Source organism: Streptomyces herbicida (genome assembly GCF_032656585.1).
Lineage (GTDB): Bacteria > Actinomycetota > Actinomycetes > Streptomycetales > Streptomycetaceae > Streptomyces > Streptomyces herbicida.
The window spans coordinates 50,690-69,691 of sequence record NZ_JAUYWJ010000033.1 but is presented as its reverse complement, the minus strand read 5'-3'; the positions used below and the strand labels follow the sequence as shown (position 1 = coordinate 69,691).

The window sequence follows — 19,002 nt, the reverse complement described above, 5'->3', positions numbered from 1 at the left end:
CATGAGGCGTCCAGACCGCGGCACGCTCCGCTCAGCCGGCTTCGTCCTGCTGCTCACCACCGTGTTCCTCATGGTCAACACCCAGGTTGTCTACGCGGCCAGCAGCACGAGTGAGAGCGGAGACCTGCTCGCCCCGCTGAACATCACCTCTTCCGAGGGGGTGCCGATCAACGGCTACGAGCTGAACGCCGAGGGCGGCTCCATCGTCGCCTTCAAGTCCCAGGCCCTGGCCTTTGCCCTGTCCGGCCTGTTCACCTTGATCCGGCTCCTAGTGGGGCTCGCCGGGTGGGCGATCGAGCTGGCCTTCCGGTTCCCGCTGCTGAAGATCCTCACCGCCCCGGCACAGAAGGTCGCCGGCGTCTACGACCACGTGGTGGTCGACACGCTCGGGATCAAGGGGCTGCTGCTGGCCTGGGCGTTCGTGTTCGCCGGTTTCATGATCGTGCGCGGCAAGGTCGGCCGCGGCCTGGGAGAAATCTTCCTCACCCTGCTGATCGGGGCATTCGCCGCCTCCGCGTTCGTCCGCCCCGACTACCTCCTCGCTCAGGACGGGCCGGTGGGGCAGTCCGAGCAGGTAGCGGCCGAGGTCGCGCAGCAGTCGGTCAACTCCTACGACTGGGGCGGCAAGCTCGCCAGCCTGGACCCGTGCGACGGCCTGGCGGGCAACGCGGAACTCAAATGCCTTCAGCGCGAGGGCGAAGGCCCGGTCTCGGCTGCGGAGGTGGCCCGGCCCCTGCAGGACTCGGTCACCAACGCGCTGATCGTCAAGCCGTACATGCTGCTGCAGTACGGGCGGATCCTCGACCCCGCGAAGCCTGCCGACCGCAAGGCCTACGCCGTCCACCTGAAGTGGGTCACCGGCGGGTATCTGCCGAACGGCCCCTCGAAGAAAGCGAAGGACGCCTGCGGCCTGATCGCCGGGCCTCTCAAAAAGTACTGCGAGCGTGACGTCGACGGCGGGCACCGCGACACGGGCGACACTCTCCCGGAGCTCACTCCCGGGGGCGAACTCCTCGATTCCTCCCAGGCGATCGTCACCGACGAGGACCGTTCGTTCGCCGCCTTCCTGCACGACATGAAACAGGCGGGACCGGTCGGCAAGTCGTGCGCGCAATACGCGGAGAAGCCCACCTGGTGGCGGGTCGGAGGCGCCGCCCTGCTGCTGATCGCCGCGCTGTTCATCTGCGGCATGCTCCTCTCGGCCGCGATCGTGCTGCTGGGCACCCAGGGCATCTGCGCCACCGCCGCAGCCGCAGGCGGGATCACGTTCATTGCGGGCATGCTGCCGGGACCAGCCCGGCAGGCGGTGTGGAAGTGGCTGTCCCTGTGGGGGATCGCGATCATCGCGCTGGTCGGGATCTGCGCGTTCGTGCCGTTCTTCGGCATCGCCGTGGACGCCACCATCACCCACGGCCCCGACCTGATGGTCGAGCGGATCCTGCTGATCGACGTCCTCGCCATCGCCGGCGCCGCCGGACACCGCCGCCTGCTGACCGGGATCACGTCCTTCGGCCGGCGCATGGCCATGCGGATGCGCTACGCCAAAATCGGCGGCACCCACCTGCCCGGCGACACCAGCGAGCTCGGCGCCGCCCTCGCCCTGAACTCCCCCTCCGCGCTGGGCGGGTACGGCGGCGGACTGCGCGCCTTCACCCGCGGCGGAGGCGGCCGGTTCGGCATGCTCGGCACCCGGCAGAAGCTGATGGGCGCCCTGGCCTCCCTGGTCGATGGGGCGGGCATGGCGGTGGACACCGGCGGGATCCTCGCCGATGCCACCGCCGAAGCCGGGCGCGGTCTCGCCCCGCTCACCGCCGCGGCCGCCGTGGGCGGCCTGGGCACGCGGCTCGGTCTGAAGGGTACGCACTGGCTGCTGATCGGCCGCCGCCCGGACAAGGAGCAACTGGCCAAGTGGCGCAAGCCCACCGCCGACGGCGGCCCCCACACCCGCGGCCTGCCCGATGGTGCAGACGGTGGTGCAGGCGGCGCTACGAGCGGCGGTCCGGGGGGTGGTTCGGGGGGTGGGCCTGGCCGTCCTGGCGGTCCGCCCGACCGGCACCGCAACGAGGCCGGGCAGATCGTCGACTGCCGCACGGGTGAAGTCCTGCATGACCAGAGCACCGACCGCACCTTGTTGTCCACCCGCGCCCACAACCGGCTGGTCCGCTTTCGCGGCTACCGCATCCTGCACCGGGCCGGACGGGCCGCGTACGGGGCAACGGTCGGTCTGCCCTCCACCGTCCGCCGTGCCCGCACCGGCGGCTCCCGCTACACCCACGACGCCCGCCAACAAGTACAGGTGTGGGGCAACACCATCCGCGAAGACACAGACGCCTGGCGGCGTTCCGGCCGCGTCCCGTCACCGACCCCGCGCAAGCAGCCGAGCACACCGAATTCCGCCTCCGGCGGCTCCATGGGTGCGCCTACCGCCAGCAGCGGATCGGCCGCCGGGCGCCGCCTGCCCACCTCCAGCGCGCGCCCCGGCACCTCCTGGCCCCCCGCAAGCCCGCGCCCGGCCCGCACGGTGCCCACCCCGACGGGCTGGCCTCCCGCCAGCCCGCGCCCGGCCGGTGCAACACCCGCAACGGCGCCCGCGCGGCGCCAGCCGCCGTCCTCATCCGCAGCACCAGCTGGCCCGGCCCCGGGCACGCCGTCGGCCCAGCGCGGCACCGGCTCCGCGCGGCCGCGTTTCAGCGACGGGCCCGCAGCCCTGCTGCCGGACCACAGCACTCCCCCGCCGCGGGCGAACCTGCACGAGCGCGCGCGGCAGGCCGAAGCACTGCGCCGGATGCGGGCGCAGTGGCACACCGAAGACGGGGACGGTGAGGACGAGTGAGAGCGGCCCGTCGCCGCATCGGGCGGTGGGGATGTGTGGGGGTGGCCCTGCTGTTCGCCGCTGTGTGCTGCGCTGCCCCCATGTCGAACGCGATCAGCGCATATGCCGCGCTCAAGTCCGCCGCGACCGGCGATGGCGGGATCGCCGACGGCGGCACCGCGGCGGACATCCCCGCCCGGATGCTGGCCGCGTACAAGGGGGCCGTCCATCAGGTCGGGACGTATGTGCCCTCGTGTCGGGGGATGCGATGGCCGATCCTGGCCGGGATCGCGAAGGTCGAGTCCAACCACGCCATCGGCCGGCGCATCGCCGACAATGGTGACATCCGCCCGAAGATCTACGGAGTCCTCCTCAACGGCTCCGGCACCGGCGGCAACACCACCGCCTTCCCCGACACCGACCACGGCACGTGGGACGGCACCGCCACCGGGGAGCGCGCCGTCGGCCCGTTCCAGTTCCTGCCCTCCACCTGGGAAAGCGTCGGCAAGGACGCGAATGGCGATAGGACGGCTGACCCGCACAACGCGGATGACGCCGCGCTCGGCGCGGCCGTCTACCTGTGCGGCAAGGGCCGCGACCTGACCAAGCGGGCCCAGCTCAAGGCGGCGCTCCTGCAGTACAACCACTCGGGTGAGTACGTGGCGAACGTGCTGGGCTGGATCGACCAGTACACCGCGGCCGCCCGGGGCCCGGGCCTGGAGAACGTGCCCGCCACGGTCCGCGCCGTCCTCGAGGCGGCCCTGTCGCAGCGGGGTGTGCCCTATTCCTGGGGCGGCGGCAACGCCCACGGCCCCACCTATGGCATCTGCTGCTCGCCCAGCGGCAAGAGCGGCACCGCCATTAAGGGCTTCGACTGCTCCGGGCTGACCACCTACGCCTACGCCAGGGCCGGCATCCGCCTGCCGCGAACCGCCGCCGCCCAGGCCGGTATCGGCCGATGGATCCCCGCCGGCCTCGGCACGAGCGTCCTGAAACCCGGTGACCTCGTCTTCTACGCCTACGCCCCCGGCCGCGACGCCACGATCTACCACGTCGGGATCTATGTCGGTGGCGGACAGATGGTCAACGCCGCGCGTCCGGGCACGGTCGTACGGCTGGACGCGGTCGACGCCATGCCGGGTTATGCGGGAGGAGCCCGCCTGTTATGACCACGCTGCCCTCCCCGCGCTCCCCGCGATTTCTGCTGATCACGACCATGGTTCTGGCCGGGGCCGGACTGGCCCTCATGACGGTGCCGCACCAACCGGGCACCCCCACTCCTTCAGCGGCGGCGCCGACGACCGCGTCTCAGCCACGCTCTTCACCGCTCTCCCCCAGCGCAGGCCCTGCTGGCACGGGCGTGCCCTCAACTGCCGCAGCCGCGAGGCCGCCGACAGCGTCAACCAGCGCGTCGGCGCTGCCGCCGCGCGGTGAGGGCGTCGCCGATGATCGGGCCATTCAGCACGCGTTGGAGGCGGCCTGGCCCGCAGACCTCCCCGCCCGCGACGCGCACCAACTGCTGGCCGACGCGCGTGCACTATTGCGCGCAGACGCCACCGGGATCGGCCGCGCGAAGTGGCCTGGCGTCTTCCCCCACTCCGGCCAGGGTCTGGCCCCGGCGTTCGGTACGGGCCGGTTCAGGATCCAGGCGGCGATCGCCCGCCGCGACGGCCGTGCGGACCGGGCGGTGGTGCACCTGGTGTGGGCGGGCGCCGACCGCGGCGGCACCTACACCGACGGCCGCATTACCGACTGGCACTTCACCCGCACCACCTCGACGAAAGGAGCACCTGCGTGGACTCCGTTGCCCCCTACCTGACCGACCAGGCCGATCAAATGGCGGCCGGCCCCGTACTCGGCCTGCTGACCAGCATCGTCCGCACGCCCGGCTGGCTGGTCACCCACTGGTGGCTGGCGGCTGCGGCCATCATCGCCGGGTGGGCAGCAAGTGAGATGGTGGTGCGCCAGCTGGCACGTAAGGCCTCGGCCGAGCGGATGGCCCTCGAACTCGTCCCCGCCCGGCACTTCGATCCCAGCCTCGAGGAGATCTTCCGCCGCGGCGTCCAGCTCGCCCGGGCCTCCACCAGCATGCCGTGGTGGGCGCCACGCCGCACGAAGGCGGTACAGATCCGGCTGCGCGCCGACGGCACCGCGCCACTGCGCTACCGCATCGAAGGCCCGGCCGGCGGCGAACGCCTGCTGTCGATCACCCCGTTCGGGCCGAACGTGACCGTAAGGCGGGCCCGGCCCATCGCCGACAAGGCCCGTGAGCACGTGGTGCGGGCGGAGTTCATCCTCCGCGGCAAGCCCACCGCCCCGCTGCGCGATGTCCCACTGGTCCCGGACCCGCTGCAGCCGCTGATCGACGCAGTCTGCGACCTGCAGCCCGAGCTGGGCGACCTCGCCGAGGTCCGGCTCGACCTCCAGCGCGCCCCCAAATGGGTGCTGCGGGCGCGGCGCCTGCACCTGATGAGTGCCGCCCGCCGGGCGGAGCGGCGTGAGGCACAGCGCGCGGCCCGCTGGGTGCGCCGGGATGCCGCCGGCATCGAGGACTCACTGACCTGGCAGCTGCAGCAGCTCGCCAGCGGCACGCACGGCTCGCCGGGGCAACGACGTCTGGTCATGCCGCCCGTGCCGCGCCGGGTCGATCCGGCCGAGGCCCTGGGCAAGCTCGCCGACGACGACCATCTCGTGCGGGTGCAGCTGCTGGTGATGTGCGCATCGAACACCAAGGGCCGCGCCCAGGCGCGGCTCGCCCAGCTCCAGGCCGCGCTCGATGTGTTCGGAGGGCGCTCGCGGTGGGCGATGCGCGGCTGGCGGATCGGGCCGTGGCGGGTGGGTGCCGACCGGTGGCCCAGCCGACGCGGTTTCGAGCGCCGCTGGCGCCTGGGGCACTGCCAGCCGCCGCGCGCGAACTGGGTCCGTCTGGACGAGGTGACCGGGCTGCTCAAGCCGCCCACCGTGCACTGCCGGCTGCCGCTGCTCACAGCGGACCTGCCGCCCTTCGAATTCGGGAACCCCGAGCTGCTGCTGCAGGGCATCTACCGGGCACCGGACGGTCGCCGGCGCCTGGTCGCCACCTACGCCAAGGAGACGCTGTTCGAGGTGGGGGTGGGCAAGGCGGGCGGCGGCAAGACCGAACGTGCCCTGGCCCAGGCGATCGGCTGGGCCCACGCCGGCGGCGGGCTGATGTTCCTCGACCCGCACCGCGACTCCTGGCCCCGCGCCCTGCCCTTCCTCGCCCACGACCACCTCCTGCCACGCATCGCGCTGATCGACCTCAACGCCATCGGCCCAGCCCCGCAGATCAGTTCGTGGAATCCGCTCGGCATGCACCAGGGCCAGAGAGCGCACGAGGTGGTCGAAGCGGCCTGCGACGGCTTCGCCGCAGCCCTGGGCTGGGACGACGCCACTGCACCCCGCGCCCTGACGATCCTCACCCACGCCCTGACCGTCCTGACCGCCGTCAACGCGGCGGCCTGCCAGGCCGGGCGGCCCGAAGACCAAATGACGCTGTTCCATGTGCGGGCGCTGCTGACCGACCCCGGATTGCGCAGCCTGGCGCTTGCCGCCATGGCCGGCCGGCTCGACGAGGACACGCTGTCCTGGTGGCAGACCGTGTTCCCGTCGCTGCCCGTCGATGCGTTCGGTGTCGTCCTCAACCCGATCGCCCGCCTGGCCGCCCACCCCACCGCCCGCGCCTTTCTCGGACAGCCCATCGGGGTCTACAACATCCGATGGGCGATGGACCACCACAAGATCGTGTGGGTCTGCCCCGGCGGGAACGGGCCCACCGACCGGCTACTCACGGCACTGCTCGCCCGCGACCTGCTGCGCGCCGTGCGCTCCCGCCGCGACACCCCCGAACACCAAAGGGTGCCGTTCCGCCCCTACTTCGACGAGCTGATCACGCTCACCGGCGCGGCCCCGGAGACGATCGCGGCGATGTTCGAGGACTTCCGCAAGTACAAGGTCCACGTCCACGGCATGACCCAGCTGCTGGCCCGTCTGCCTGCCCCGGTACGGCTGTCCCTGGTGCAGAACGCCTCCACCCTGGCCACGACGGCGGGCTCGCAGTCCGCGATCGCCCCGATCACCGCAGAGTGGGGCGATACGCCCAGCTCTGATGTCGTCGCCGCCCTGGACCGGTACGAGCACTACATGTCCCTGACCGTCCACGGCCGCCGTCTCGGCCCCGTCCGGATTACCGGCCCCCACCTCGACGACGTCTTCGCCGACCACGCCCAGCCACACAAGACCGCAGACCTCGAACGCGCCGCCTTGGCCAACGCCCGAGCCCAGCCGCTCCACCAGCTCACCACCCGGGCCGCCGGCCAACTCGAACGCGTCACCGCCTTCCTCACCCAGCACACCCCCACCACCACGCCCACCCGGGCGCCCGTAAGCCTGCACAAAGAGACGGAATACCTGTGACCACCACCCCACCCAGCGCCGCCCACACCGACACCCGCGCCCACGCCGACACCAGCACCCATGCCGATGGCGGCTCCGACGCCGGCCTGAGCCGCCCTGCCCACAGCGCCACGATCGAGCGTGCAGACACCATCGAGGACACCACCGGCGGCGCCCTCAGCTCCGCGCAGACTTGGCAGCCCAGCCCTCACGAGTGGCTCCCGCACCGGCTGCTGACCGCGCTCGCCCAGCACCGCATGGCCACCACCGCCCAACTCCGCACGATGCTCCAGCCCGAAGTCACCCGGCAGACGATCAGCACACCACTGAACCGGCTCCGCGACAAAGGCCTCGTCGACTTCGTCGTACTGCCACGCTCCCAGCGCACCCGCGCCTGGTACCTCACCACCGACGGCGCACGCATCACCCGCGACCACCCCGCCCTGCGCGGCCGCCCCCCGTATCCGATCACGTCCGCCACCGCCGCCTCCCTCAAATCCCCCCACACCCTCACCGTGGTCCGCACCCACCTCGCCTTCGCCACCGACGCCCGCCAACGCGGCGACGAACACGGCCCCCTCGACTGGACACCCGAGGTCTCCCACCCCATCGGCGAAAACACCCGCCTGACCGCCGACGCCGTCCTGCACTACACCCTCACCAGCACCGGACAGCGCACGAAACTGCGGGCGTTCATCGAAGTCGACCGGACCACCATGTCCAGCGAACGCCTCGCCACGAAGCTCATCGACTACGCGCGGCTGTGGTCCTACGAACCCCAGCCGGTAGGCCGCCAGCACGCCCGCACGCCAGCCGGCTCGAGCCCACTGTGGCTGCGCTGGTATCCCGTCTTCCCCCGCACCCTCATCGTCCTGACCGGAGCCCCACGCCACCGCCTGCACCACCGCATCAGAGACCTCAAAGCCATGACCGCCCAGCACCCCCACGTCGCCGCCCTCGCCCGCTACGTCCCCCTCGCCGCCACCCTCCTCGACGACCTCGAACACCACCGGCCCACCGGCAACGTGTGGGTCCCCCTCGCCGGAGGCGAACCCCGCCCCTGGACCGACCTGTGACCCCGCCGACAACAGCACTCGAGCAGGGAGCAGCGCACCTGGCCTGCCAGGTCAGTGCAGCGTTCGCGCAGACCGCACTCGGCCGGGTACAGGACAGCGCCGACAGGAGTGCCCACAGACGGACTTGCACTGAGACTGCTCCACGCGGCGCCGGATGCATCGGCTGCCACAGCACCGGTACTCCCGTCGCACCGTTCATGAGCCACCGCGACGGGTGCACCTCGGCTTCCACGAGCGCACCAAAGGGCGCCGCTTCCAGACCGGCCAGAGCCTGCACACAGCCGGACTGAGGGCCGATCTCCTCGGCAGTCATGCGCAGCCCCTCCTCGGGCGCAGCGGCCTCCAACGGGTGGCCGGTTCGCCAACTTCCCCAAACCCCTTGAGATTTGCCTACGCGAATGTTTACTATCGCATGACAAGCGCATCGTGAGCCCGGAATAACTCTGCTGCATAGGCAATGGAAGAGGACCGGCGATGAGGCATACCGCTAACATGATTCGCACAACAGAAGACTTTTCCGGACTGGTGTGGCCTGCCTGCACCAAGGACGTGGCGTGCATCGGAGACGCCTGGGTGGCCACAGCCGCAGGCGAGTTCGACGTGGACGACCTCAACCTGGTACGCAGCCAGTTCCCCCACCGGCGCGTCACCCTCGACGGCGACGTCATCACCGTCTGGCCCCGCCCCACCACCGCCCGATGACACACAACGACCTGCTCGTCCTGCGGCGCGCCGAGCGGCGTGGCAAACGCTGTCGCTGCGCGGCCGCGGACCACCGCTGGTGCGGGGGCCGGCGCACCGACCTCTTTTGCACCGGGCCTCACCCCCGCGACGCCGACGCACCCCGCCCCCACCCCCACCTGCCCGTACGCTCCGCCCTCCGTCCGCCCTGCTCACGGAAAGGATGCACGGTCATGACCATCGGGCCCCGGGCTGCCTTGCGCTCACGGCTGGCCACGCTGACGATCGCGGCAGCGCTGACGCTGGGAACGGCCGGCTGTTCCCATGGCGGTGCGCCGCGGGAGCGCACCGTGGCGGCATCCTCCGCCTCACCGGCACACGGCTCGGCGCCACGCACCCAGCAAGGACAGCAAGAGGAGCCGCTGGCCGTCCTCAAGGGCCAGCACCGCCTGCAGCTGACCCTCACCTCCGCCCGCAGGACAGCCGGGGTCGTCACCGTCCGCGGCCAGCTGAAGAACACCGGCACCGACCTGGTCGTCGTCCCCGCCGAACTGCGCGGCAACGAAACCGCCGTCCTCAAGAACGGCCCCTCCCTGGCCGGAGCCACCCTCGTCGACTTCACCGGCGGCAAGCGCTACTACGTCCTGCGCGACACCGACGCACGCCCCCTGACCACCACCGGCCTGTCCCAACTCGCCGCCGGCGAAAGCGTCGCCGTGTTCATGCAGTTCCCCGCCCCACCCACCAGCACCACAACCGTCGACTTCGAACTGCCCCTGTTCGAGTCCACGACCCTCACCCTGACCCGGTGAAGCCCGCCATGCGCACCCGCCTGGCAGCCTGGCTCGCCGTCCTGCCCGCACTCGCCGGCCTGCTCATCGCAGCCGACGTCTTCCACGACGCTCCCACCACGGTCTGTGCCTGCGCACGCGATACCGCCGAATCCCCGCACCCCGCCGCAGACCCGCCCACCCCCTCCGTCGCCCTGCGCCCCGGCGCACACCTCGCCGACCCGAAAATCCTGTCCCTCACCTCCCCCTCCCCCGCACTACGCCAAGCCGTCCAAAACCTCACCGGCACAGCACCCGGCCACAGCCACCACCCCGGCACGCATCCCGGCACCAGCACCCGCACGGCCGCCACCCACACGCCCGGGCCGGCCTCGCCCGGCCCCGCCGCTTCGGCCATTCCTCCCCGCCGCACCCCTGCACAAGGCGACAGCACACCGACCGTGCAGCCCAGCTCCAGCGCCTTCCTACCCGCCGCACCGCAGCCGTCAAGCCCCGGCGCGGTGTCCCCCTCTACCAGCGCCTCTGCATCGCAACCATCATCATCGGCCCCGGCCAGGCACGTCACACTGGCTCAAGTCCTGGCCGCCGCCGCACTCCTGGCCGCCGCCCTCACCGGCGCCCTTGCGACCCGGAGAATCCTGGGGCGACACCACCGCAAGGACGGTGCGTCGCCCGCCCACGCCACTCATGCGTCGAATCCTCAAACCCTGTTGCGCTCGGTCGGCGAGCCCGACGGTGCGGCCCGACTGGACCTCGCCCTGCGTACGCTCGCCCACCACGCTGCTGCGCAACAGGGGAGCGTCGGGCTGCCCGACGTGCGGGCGGTCCGCATCGGCCCCCGCACACTGCAGGTCCTGCCGGACGATCCCGCCGAAGGCCCCAGCCCGCCGTTCACGGCGGGCAATGCACCGGGATGGTGGGATCTGTCTGACAGGGCAGATCTCCTGGACCACGAACAGGCCGGCCAGGTCCCCGCCCCCTACCCGGCCCTGACCACCCTCGGCCACACCGGCGACGACGCCCTCGTCCTGGTCAACCTCGCCCAACTCCCCGCCCTCCTACTCGAGGGCGACCCCGCACACATCACGCAGGTGTGCACCTCCCTGGCCCTAGAACACGCAATGAACCCCTGGGCCGACGACGCCGACATCCTCGCCATCGGCTTCGGCGAAACCCTGCACCGCCTGCTGCCCCACAGCCACATCACCCACACCCGCCATCCAGCCCAGGCACTGCAGGACCTAACCGAACAGCTGCTGGCAGCACACCAACACCCCGAACTCCCCCACCGCCCCTGCCTCATCATCTCCGCCACCACGCTCGACACAGACACCGTCCACCAGGTCGCCGACCTCATCGAAGGAACCCGCACCGTCCCAGTCACGCTCATCGCGCCCGCCTCCACGGCCCGCGCGCTCTTCCCCCACGCTGTCATCCTCGACGCCGCCGACAGCCGGCCCCAGCACCTCGACCTCATCGGCGCCGACATCACCCTCCAGCGTGTCGACGACACCGCCTACGCACAGATCACCACCGCCCTCACCCGCCGGCCCGCGGAAACCGACACGGCGACCGACGAACCGACTCCGCAGACGGCAACCGGTACGCCCGGCCAGGACGTTGCGCCCCCGTCCGGCCATGCAGCACGAGCCGAGGCGGCCGCCGTCGAGACACCGGGCGACGACACCCAGGCGGGTGCGCCCGGCCGGCCACCCGTCCCGGCCTCGGATGCAGGCAGCGACGACGCGGTGTTCGCGGCCCTGCTCGCCGCCACACCCCAACAATCCCCACGCCCTCGTGATACCGCCATTCACCGCACTCCGGTCACCAACCACGGCGAGGCGGCCAGTGGCACACCGCCTCAGACCCACCGCCCTGCCCAGCACAGGGACCACACGCTGACAAGCCCGGCAGAACCGGCCGGCATCGGTGACCCCCACGCGCCCGAAATCCGCGTCCTGGGCCCCGTCAACGTCGACGGCGTCCCTCACACCGGGCACGGCCCCAAGACCGCACAGCTCGCCTCCTTGCTGTATTTCCGGCCCGGCCGCACCGCCGACGCCATCTGCACCGACATGGACCCCACCACCCCCTGGACCACCACCACCCTCAACGCCCGCCTCCACCAACTACGCCGCGCACTCGGCACCGACCCCACCGGCAACCCATACGTCCCCCGCCGCACCAACGCCGACGACCCCTACCGCCTGCACCCCGACATCCGCTGCGACTGGACCACCTTCCAGCACCTCACCCAACACGCCCTGCCGGAAGAAGAGAATCTGCCCCAGCTGGAAACGGCACTCCAGCTCGTCCGCGGCCGCCCCTTCGACGACCGCCCCCTGCCCTGGGCCGAACCCCACCAACAGGAAATGACCACCTCAATCGTCGACGTTGCCCATACCGTCGCCACCCAGCGCACCCCACCGGGCCCCCACCACAACCTCAGCCTCGCCCGCCAGGCCATCGCCACCGGACTCGATGTCGACCCAAGCGCCGAAAAGCTCTACCGCGCCTGGATGCTCATCGAACACACGGCCGGGAACCGGTCGGGCCTCCACATGGCGATCTCCCGCCTGCAGCAGGTCAACGCCAGCCTGGGCTGCCCCCTGGAGACGGAAACCACACACCTCGTCAACGAGCTGCTCCACGACAGCGGTCCGAAACGGGCCAACCACGAATGACCCCCAAGGGAGCACCACGCGCCGAACCAGCGCCGCGGCGCACACCAGTTACCCGCCACAGCCTGACTGGGCACGACACGCCCACGCACACCGAGAAAGAAGGCAACGATCCCCTGCAAGGCATGGCACTCCCCGAATCCTCAGCCGCGCCCAGCGCGTTGTCGCCTGCACGGTCATCACCGGCACCGTCACCATCGCCAGCATCGGGTTCACCGGCTCCTACCAAGCCATCCGCGAACTGGCCGGCAAGAAGAGCTTCGGAACCTTCTCCTACCTCTTCCCGATCGGCATCGACGCGGGCATCTGCGTCCTGCTCGCCCTTGACCTGCTCCTGACCTGGATCCGCATCCCCTTCCCGCTCCTGCGCCAGACGGCCTGGGTCCTGACGGCTGCCACCATCGCCTTCAACGGCGCGGCCGCCTGGCCGAACCCACTGGGTATGGGCATGCACGCGGTGATCCCGGTCCTGTTCGTGGTCGCCGTCGAGGCGGCCCGGCACGCGATCGGCCGGATCGCCGACATCACCGCCGACAAGCACATGGAGAGCATCCGACCCGCCCGCTGGCTGCTCTCCCCGGTGCCCACCTTCCTCCTGTGGCGCCGTATGAAACTGTGGGAGCTCCGCTCCTACCAGCAAGTCATCAAGCTCGAGCAGGAACGCCTCGTCTACCAGGCCCGGCTCCACGCCCGCTACGGCCGCGCCTGGCGCCGCAAGGCCCCCATCGAGTCCCTGATGCCCCTGAGGCTGGCGAGGCACGGCGTCCCCCTGACGGAAACGGCCCCGGCAGGCCTGGCACCGGGCATCGATTCCGCCTCCCTGCCCCCGGCACCGGAACCGCCCGAGCTCGCCGCGGCGCGCACACGGGAGCCGACCTCAGCCGATCATCCGGCGCCATCGCGCATCGGCACCCAGCAACCCGAAGCACCCCCACAAGATCGCAAACGCCTCCAGCCACCACCCGCGGCAAGGAAACATCCCAGGCCGTCGGCTCATACGCCCCAACCGGCCACCGTGGACCGGTACTACGCAGGCTGGCACCACTTCACACAGCAACACGGCCGAGAACCAGACACCACCGAACTCTCAACCCACCTCGCCCACCACCGCGTACTCACCAGGCAAGGCCAACCCATCAAAGCAAAAACACTCGCCCGCTACCTGCTGGGCTTCCGCATCTACACCGTCTGGGCCCAGCACCGATCCACCACACCAAACCCGCACCTCGGCCACGTCGCAGCGGAACTCGCACAATCCGCATCACCGGCCAATACCACCAACCATCACCGAAACAGACCTCAAACAACACCACGACACCTTCGAACGCCGCTGGCTGGCACTCGAACACAGCTGATGCCGCACCAGGCAACGCCTGCCAGCCACGCCTTGACGGACTGCGCGGAGCCGGTGCAGCGCAAGGAACTGCCTGCGTGGACCTGTGCTGTGGGTGTGATGCCGGAATTGGTGTAGGCCCGGCCGGTCACGTCGTCCGCCCCGCCGGGGGATGTCCGTTGACGGCGGTCGCCGTCGACGGACATCCCTCACCATCCGGACACATCCGCAGCCCGGCGGAACGTACCTGGCTTCCTGACCGGCCTGCGCGATGTGCCCGGCGCGGTCGCACGAACGAGAGAAGGGCCGTCCACTTGACGACCATGTCCCCGGGGAACGGGGGATCCTGGGCCTATACTCCCCTGCGTGTCATCGAAGGGGGAGTTATCAACGGGCGGCAGCCAGCTGCGGTTCGCTGTGCTCGGTCCGCTCCGGGCCTGGCGCGGCAACGTGCAGCTGGAGCTCGGTCCGGTTCGCCAGCAGGCTCTGCTGACGGCGCTGCTGCTGCGGCCCGGCACGACCGTCAGCCGGCAGCAGCTGCTCGACGGAGTATGGGGTCCGGAGCCGCCGGGCACGGGCGCCAAGGTGATCCCGGTCTATGTGCACCAGCTGCGCAGACGTCTGGGCACTGAGGGAGCGAGCCCCTCCGGCTCCGTGATCGTCACCGACCGGAGCGGCTACCGGTTCGACCCCCAGAATGTCTCGATGGACGTGGCTCGGCTGAAGGAGATCGTCGCCGAGGCACACGCCGCGCGGGCCTCCGGTGACCTGGACGCCGCGGTGAGCGCGTGGTCCACCGCCCTGGAGCTGTTCCTGGGCGATCCCCTGGCCGAGATCCCCGGCCCGTTCGCCCAGGGAGAGCGCTTCCGGCTGGCGGAACACAGGCTCGCGTTGGTGCAGGACAAGGTGGAGTGCCAGCTGCAGCTGGGCCGCCACGCCGAGGTCGTGGGAGAGCTGTTCGCTCTGACCGAGACGCATCCGCACAACGAGTCCCTGGCCGCCCTGTTGATGCGTGCCCTCTACGCCGGTAACCGGCAGGCCGATGCGCTGGCTGTCTTCGCCACGGCGCGCCGCCGTCTGGTGAGGGAGCAGGGGGCGGAGCCGGGCGGTGAACTACGGCGGGTGCACGAAGCGGTGCTGCGCGCTGACGAAACGTTCCTCATCGGTGCGTCGCCGGGGCCGAGCCGGTCGGCGGACGGCTCATCGCCACGGCCACGCCGATCAACGGACCGGCGGCCCTCAGCCGCTCGCCCACTCCGACGCGCGCGTTATGAACTGCCAGTGGATGTCGGCGGCTTCACGGGGCGGGACCGTGAACTCGACCTGCTCCGCGCGTCGGCCGATGAGCAGGTGGTGACGGTCCGCGCGGTGGACGGCATGGCCGGGGTCGGCAAGACCGCGCTCGTGGTGCGCGCCGCGCGTGCGATGCGGGAGCGCTATCCGGACGGCTGCTTGTTCGTGGACCTCCACGGTCACCGCGAGGGGCGGGAGGCAGCGGTCCCGCACCGCGTGCTGCGCCGATTGCTGCGGGCAGTCGGCGACGCCGGAGAAGGCGACGACGAGTCATTATCGGAGGACCTCGACGGGCTGGCCGCGTCATGGAGGGCCGCGACCGCCGCCCTGCGGCTGATCGTGGTGGTCGATGACGCATCCGCTGCAGAACAGGTGCGCCCCCTGCTGCCCGCCGGTCCCGGCAGCCTCGTGCTGGTGACCAGCCGTCAGCGGCTGACCGGGCTAGACGCCGACCGCAGGATCTCGCTGGCGCCGCTTCACATCGACGAGGCCGTAGCCCTGCTGACCCGCATTGTCGGCGGTCCGGGCTCCGACCCCGAGCGTGCGGCGGTGCGCGAGCTGGCGCGCCTCTGCGACCGGCTACCGCTGGCCCTGCGCGTCGTCGGGGCTCGCATACAGAGCCGCCCGTCGTGGGCGCTGGAGCGCATGGCGGCGCGGCTGGCTGACGACGAGCAGCGGCTCGGCGAGCTCGCTGTGGAGGACCGCAGCGTGGAGGCGGCCTTCCGGGTCTCCTACGAGCAGCTTCCGGACGCCGAACGGCGCGCGTTCCGCGCGTTGGGCCTGTCGCCGACCGTAGAGTTCGACCGGCTGACGCTGGCCGCCATGGTCGACCTCACACCACCGAACGCCGAGCGTGCCCTGGAGAGCCTGGTCGAGGCAAGTCTCGTGCAGCAGGCGGGCACGGGCCGCTACCGCCTGCACGACCTGGTCGCGGTCTACGCCCGGCGCGTCGTCGGCGCGTACCCCGCGGAAGTCGTGGCGGCCCGGACCGGGGTGTTCCGGCTCTACGTGCTCGCCGCCCGTCGCGCAAGCGATTGGGGCCCCTCTGCCTTCCCGACCGGCCCGCGGCCGGACACCGCGCCCTTCGCGGACTGGGAGGAGGCGTCGGCCTGGTTGGACGCGGTGGGCGGCGAGCTGGTCGACGTGGTCGGTCACGCCGCGGCCATGGGGCAGGTGGACGACGCCTGCTGGCTCGCCGAGGGACTGTGCGACTACCTCACCCGACAAGGCCGGTACCACGAGTGCCGTGCCGCCATCGAGATCGCGCTGCCGCTCACGGAGCAGGCCACCGACCAGCGGATGGTCTCCGAACTGCGCACCTGTATGGGCATAGCGCACGGCCTGCAGGGACACTACGAGCAGGCGCGCCGCTGGCTGAGGGATGCCCTGGAGATCAGCCGCCGGACCGGAGACCTGATCGAGCAGGCCCGGGCCGTGGGTTCGCTCGGGATCTTCGCCAACGCGGCGGGGGAACCGGCCGAGGCCGCCGCGCTCCTGGCCGAATCCGCGGGCCTTGCCCAGGCAGCGGAGGACGACTGGCTCACCGTCATGTACCTGGCCAACGTCGGCGCCGTCCACCATCAGGTGGGGCAGTATGAAACGGCGCACGACTGCTACGCGGAATCGGTCATCGTCGCCGAGAAGATCGGCAGCCCCAGAATCCTGAGCAAGACGCTGTTCCGCATGGGAACGCTCCAGCTCGACCGTGGGCGGTGCGCGGAGGCTGCGGACGCGCTCCGCAGGGCCGCCGGACTCGCCGAGCGCGTGGGGGACATCCCGTTGTACGCCGCGGTCCTCGGCAGACTGGCCACCGCCGAGGAGCGCCTGGGCAACCTGGCCGAGGCAACGGAACTCCATAACCGGGCAGTCGCGGCGGTCGGCGAACGGTCCGGTACCAGGCTGGAGGCCGAGATCCGCAACCGGCTGGGCTGGCACCACGCAGCGACGGAAGACCTCATCCAGGCGCGCGACCGATTCGAGCGGGCCGTCGCCCGCTCCCGCACCGACCCCGGGGAACTCGCCCGCACCGTCGACGCCCCGGACCATCGCGGGAATAAGCCGGGCCCCCGGCGGTTCTAGCCTCCCGAAGGCGCCGACCGTGTTCGACCGTGCCCGCCGCCGCCTGCCCGACGACGTGAGGATTCCTCCGAGCCGGATGCTGCCACGCACCAGATGATCCTGCGCGGAAACCAAGCCGGCCTCGGTCTTACGGTCGTCACACAGGCGCCGGCCCAGGTGAAGGTGTTTTGTTGCTGCGTGTGTGCGAGCACCCGCCGCAGGTGCCGTCGGATCAGGGCGCCGCCAGGGCCCGGCGGCGAAAGCCTGGGCGACGAGGCGGTCCGACATGCGGTGGCGGGTGCACGGTCTGCATGGCCAGGGTGACTCCTCCCCTCATGAATGAGGCGGCTTCTCGCTATGCCGGTGCGGCTTTGCGACGGACCAGCCCGGCCCGTAGAACGTTCAGGGCGCCCACCGTGTCCGCGTGCGCGTTGTGGCCGCACGAGACGCAGTGGAACTTTGCCTGTGTGGGCCGGTTCTCCTTGGCGGTGTGCCCGCATGCGGGGCACTGTCGAGAGGTGTTGCGGGGGTTGACGGCCATCACTTCCCGTCCGGCGCATTCTGCCTTGGCGGTGAGGATCTGAAGGAACACCCCCATCCGGCATCGGTTATCGAGCGGTTCAGCCCGGCCTTTGCGGCTGCCCCGTTGGGCAGGAAGCTGCCCGGCCTCTCGGGGGCCGGCCTGGCCTCGGGTACCCGGCTCATGTTGCGGATCTTCAGGGCTTCGTACGCGATGAAGTCGTGTGCGCGTACAAGACCAAGCGCGGTCTTGTACGCGTGATCGAGCCGCTGACGGCGCACCTTGCGGTGCAGCCGGGCCACCACCTCCACGGCCTTGCGACGACGCTTACTGCCGCGCTTGCACCGAGAGAGGGCCTGTTGCGCGGCTTCGAGTTTCGCGGCGGCCTTCGCCCCGTGCCGGGGGTTGGCGACAAACGCACCGCCTGAGTCGGCGAGGAAGTGGGCTATGCCCAGGTCGATGCCGACCACGCTGCCCGTCACCGCAAGCGGCTCGGGCTGGTCCTGGTCAGCCGTCAGGATGACGTACCAGCGTGCGCCTTCCCGCTTGACCGAGATCGTCTTGACCTTGCCGGCCACGGGCCGGTGCTGGTGCACCTTGACGTGGCCGATGCCTTGGAGCCGGACGCGGGTCACGGGGTCGTGCGGGGTGGAGTCCCAGCGGCAGCCGTCGCCGTCCCTGGAGAACTCCACCGTGTCGAACCGCCGACCCGATCGGAAACGGGGATAGCCGGGCTTCTCGCCGGCCTTGACCCGGCGGAAGAACGCGGCGAACGCCCTGTCCAGCCGCCTGAGCGTCGCCTGCTGGGAGGAGAACGACCAGCGGCCCTGCCCTTCCGGGTCGAACACCCGGATGTCCTTGAGCTGCGCGGACTGCTGGCCATACCGAACCGTCGTCTTCGAACGGTGCCGGTAGGCGTCACGGCGCTCCTGCAACGCCCCGTTGTAGAGCGAGCAGTGATCACGCAGCATCACAGCGAGCGCGCCCTGCTGGCCCACGGTGGGCCGCATGAGGAACTTGTACCCACGGATCATCCGGCCCACCCCCCTTCAGCGCCTGTGCGAGCAACATAGTGCAGGCCACTGACAATGCAGTGACCTCCGCCGCTTCACGGCCCCGAGCCAAGGATGCGATTCCCTCCCCGGCTGAAGCCGGGGATACCCACGCAAGATCAACGGATGGTGCCATCCACCTCTAGCCTCGTACTTCGCAGGTCACCCGATCGTGAAGATCGGGCGGTCGTAGTCGATCGCTCACCGATCGGAACCGTAGTGGCGATGACTGCCCCGGTCTGAGCCGGTCGAGATCGGACGCTGTGAGGCCGCTGCGAGGAACCTTTTCGGC

10 protein-coding genes and 1 pseudogene are annotated in these 19,002 nt (G+C 71.0%); 10 read left to right on the top strand and 1 reads right to left on the bottom strand.

What is annotated here, in order from left to right:
• Position 1 precedes the first annotated feature (1 nt).
• From Q8A52_RS43570 to Q8A52_RS43525, 10 genes are all read left to right on the top strand, one after another.
• Positions 2–2,833: a hypothetical protein gene (locus Q8A52_RS43570; RefSeq protein ID WP_316762920.1), complete on the top strand. Its 2,832-nt coding sequence runs from the start codon at positions 2–4 to the stop codon at positions 2,831–2,833.
• Between the two features lie 80 nt (positions 2,834–2,913).
• On the top strand, positions 2,914–3,981 hold the full coding sequence (locus Q8A52_RS43565; protein WP_316762917.1) for a C40 family peptidase: 1,068 nt from the start codon (positions 2,914–2,916) through the stop codon (positions 3,979–3,981).
• Positions 3,978–4,631 carry a hypothetical protein gene (locus Q8A52_RS43560; RefSeq protein WP_316762912.1) on the top strand — a complete coding sequence of 218 codons (654 nt, stop codon included), beginning with the start codon at positions 3,978–3,980 and terminating at the stop codon, positions 4,629–4,631. Before Q8A52_RS43565 ends, Q8A52_RS43560 begins: the two co-directional genes overlap by 4 nt.
• Complete coding sequence (locus Q8A52_RS43555; protein WP_316762910.1) at positions 4,607–7,246, top strand: ATP/GTP-binding protein; 2,640 nt, start codon at positions 4,607–4,609, stop codon at positions 7,244–7,246. Before Q8A52_RS43560 ends, Q8A52_RS43555 begins: the two co-directional genes overlap by 25 nt.
• 131 nt (positions 7,247–7,377) lie before the next feature.
• Positions 7,378–8,301, top strand: a complete 924-nt coding sequence (locus tag Q8A52_RS43550; protein ID WP_316762984.1) for a replication-relaxation family protein — start codon at positions 7,378–7,380, stop codon at positions 8,299–8,301.
• 573 nt (positions 8,302–8,874) lie between these two features.
• Positions 8,875–9,003 carry a hypothetical protein gene (locus tag Q8A52_RS43545; RefSeq protein ID WP_316762908.1) on the top strand — a complete coding sequence of 43 codons (129 nt, stop codon included), beginning with the start codon at positions 8,875–8,877 and terminating at the stop codon, positions 9,001–9,003.
• Between the two features lie 212 nt (positions 9,004–9,215).
• Positions 9,216–9,794: a hypothetical protein gene (locus Q8A52_RS43540; protein WP_316762907.1), complete on the top strand. Its 579-nt coding sequence runs from the start codon at positions 9,216–9,218 to the stop codon at positions 9,792–9,794.
• Complete coding sequence (locus tag Q8A52_RS43535; protein WP_316762904.1) at positions 9,791–12,457, top strand: AfsR/SARP family transcriptional regulator; 2,667 nt, start codon at positions 9,791–9,793, stop codon at positions 12,455–12,457. The genes Q8A52_RS43540 and Q8A52_RS43535 overlap by 4 nt, the downstream gene beginning before the upstream one ends.
• 136 nt (positions 12,458–12,593) lie before the next feature.
• Positions 12,594–13,925, top strand: a complete 1,332-nt coding sequence (locus Q8A52_RS43530) for a DUF2637 domain-containing protein (protein WP_316762983.1) — start codon at positions 12,594–12,596, stop codon at positions 13,923–13,925.
• 228 nt (positions 13,926–14,153) lie between these two features.
• On the top strand, positions 14,154–17,159 hold the full coding sequence (locus Q8A52_RS43525) for an AfsR/SARP family transcriptional regulator (protein ID WP_316762902.1): 3,006 nt from the start codon (positions 14,154–14,156) through the stop codon (positions 17,157–17,159).
• A 334-nt stretch (positions 17,160–17,493) separates the two neighbouring features.
• Here the strand turns inward: Q8A52_RS43525 and Q8A52_RS43520 are convergent.
• Positions 17,494–18,692, bottom strand: a pseudogene (locus Q8A52_RS43520) (RNA-guided endonuclease InsQ/TnpB family protein).
• Positions 18,693–19,002: the final 310 nt, after the last annotated feature.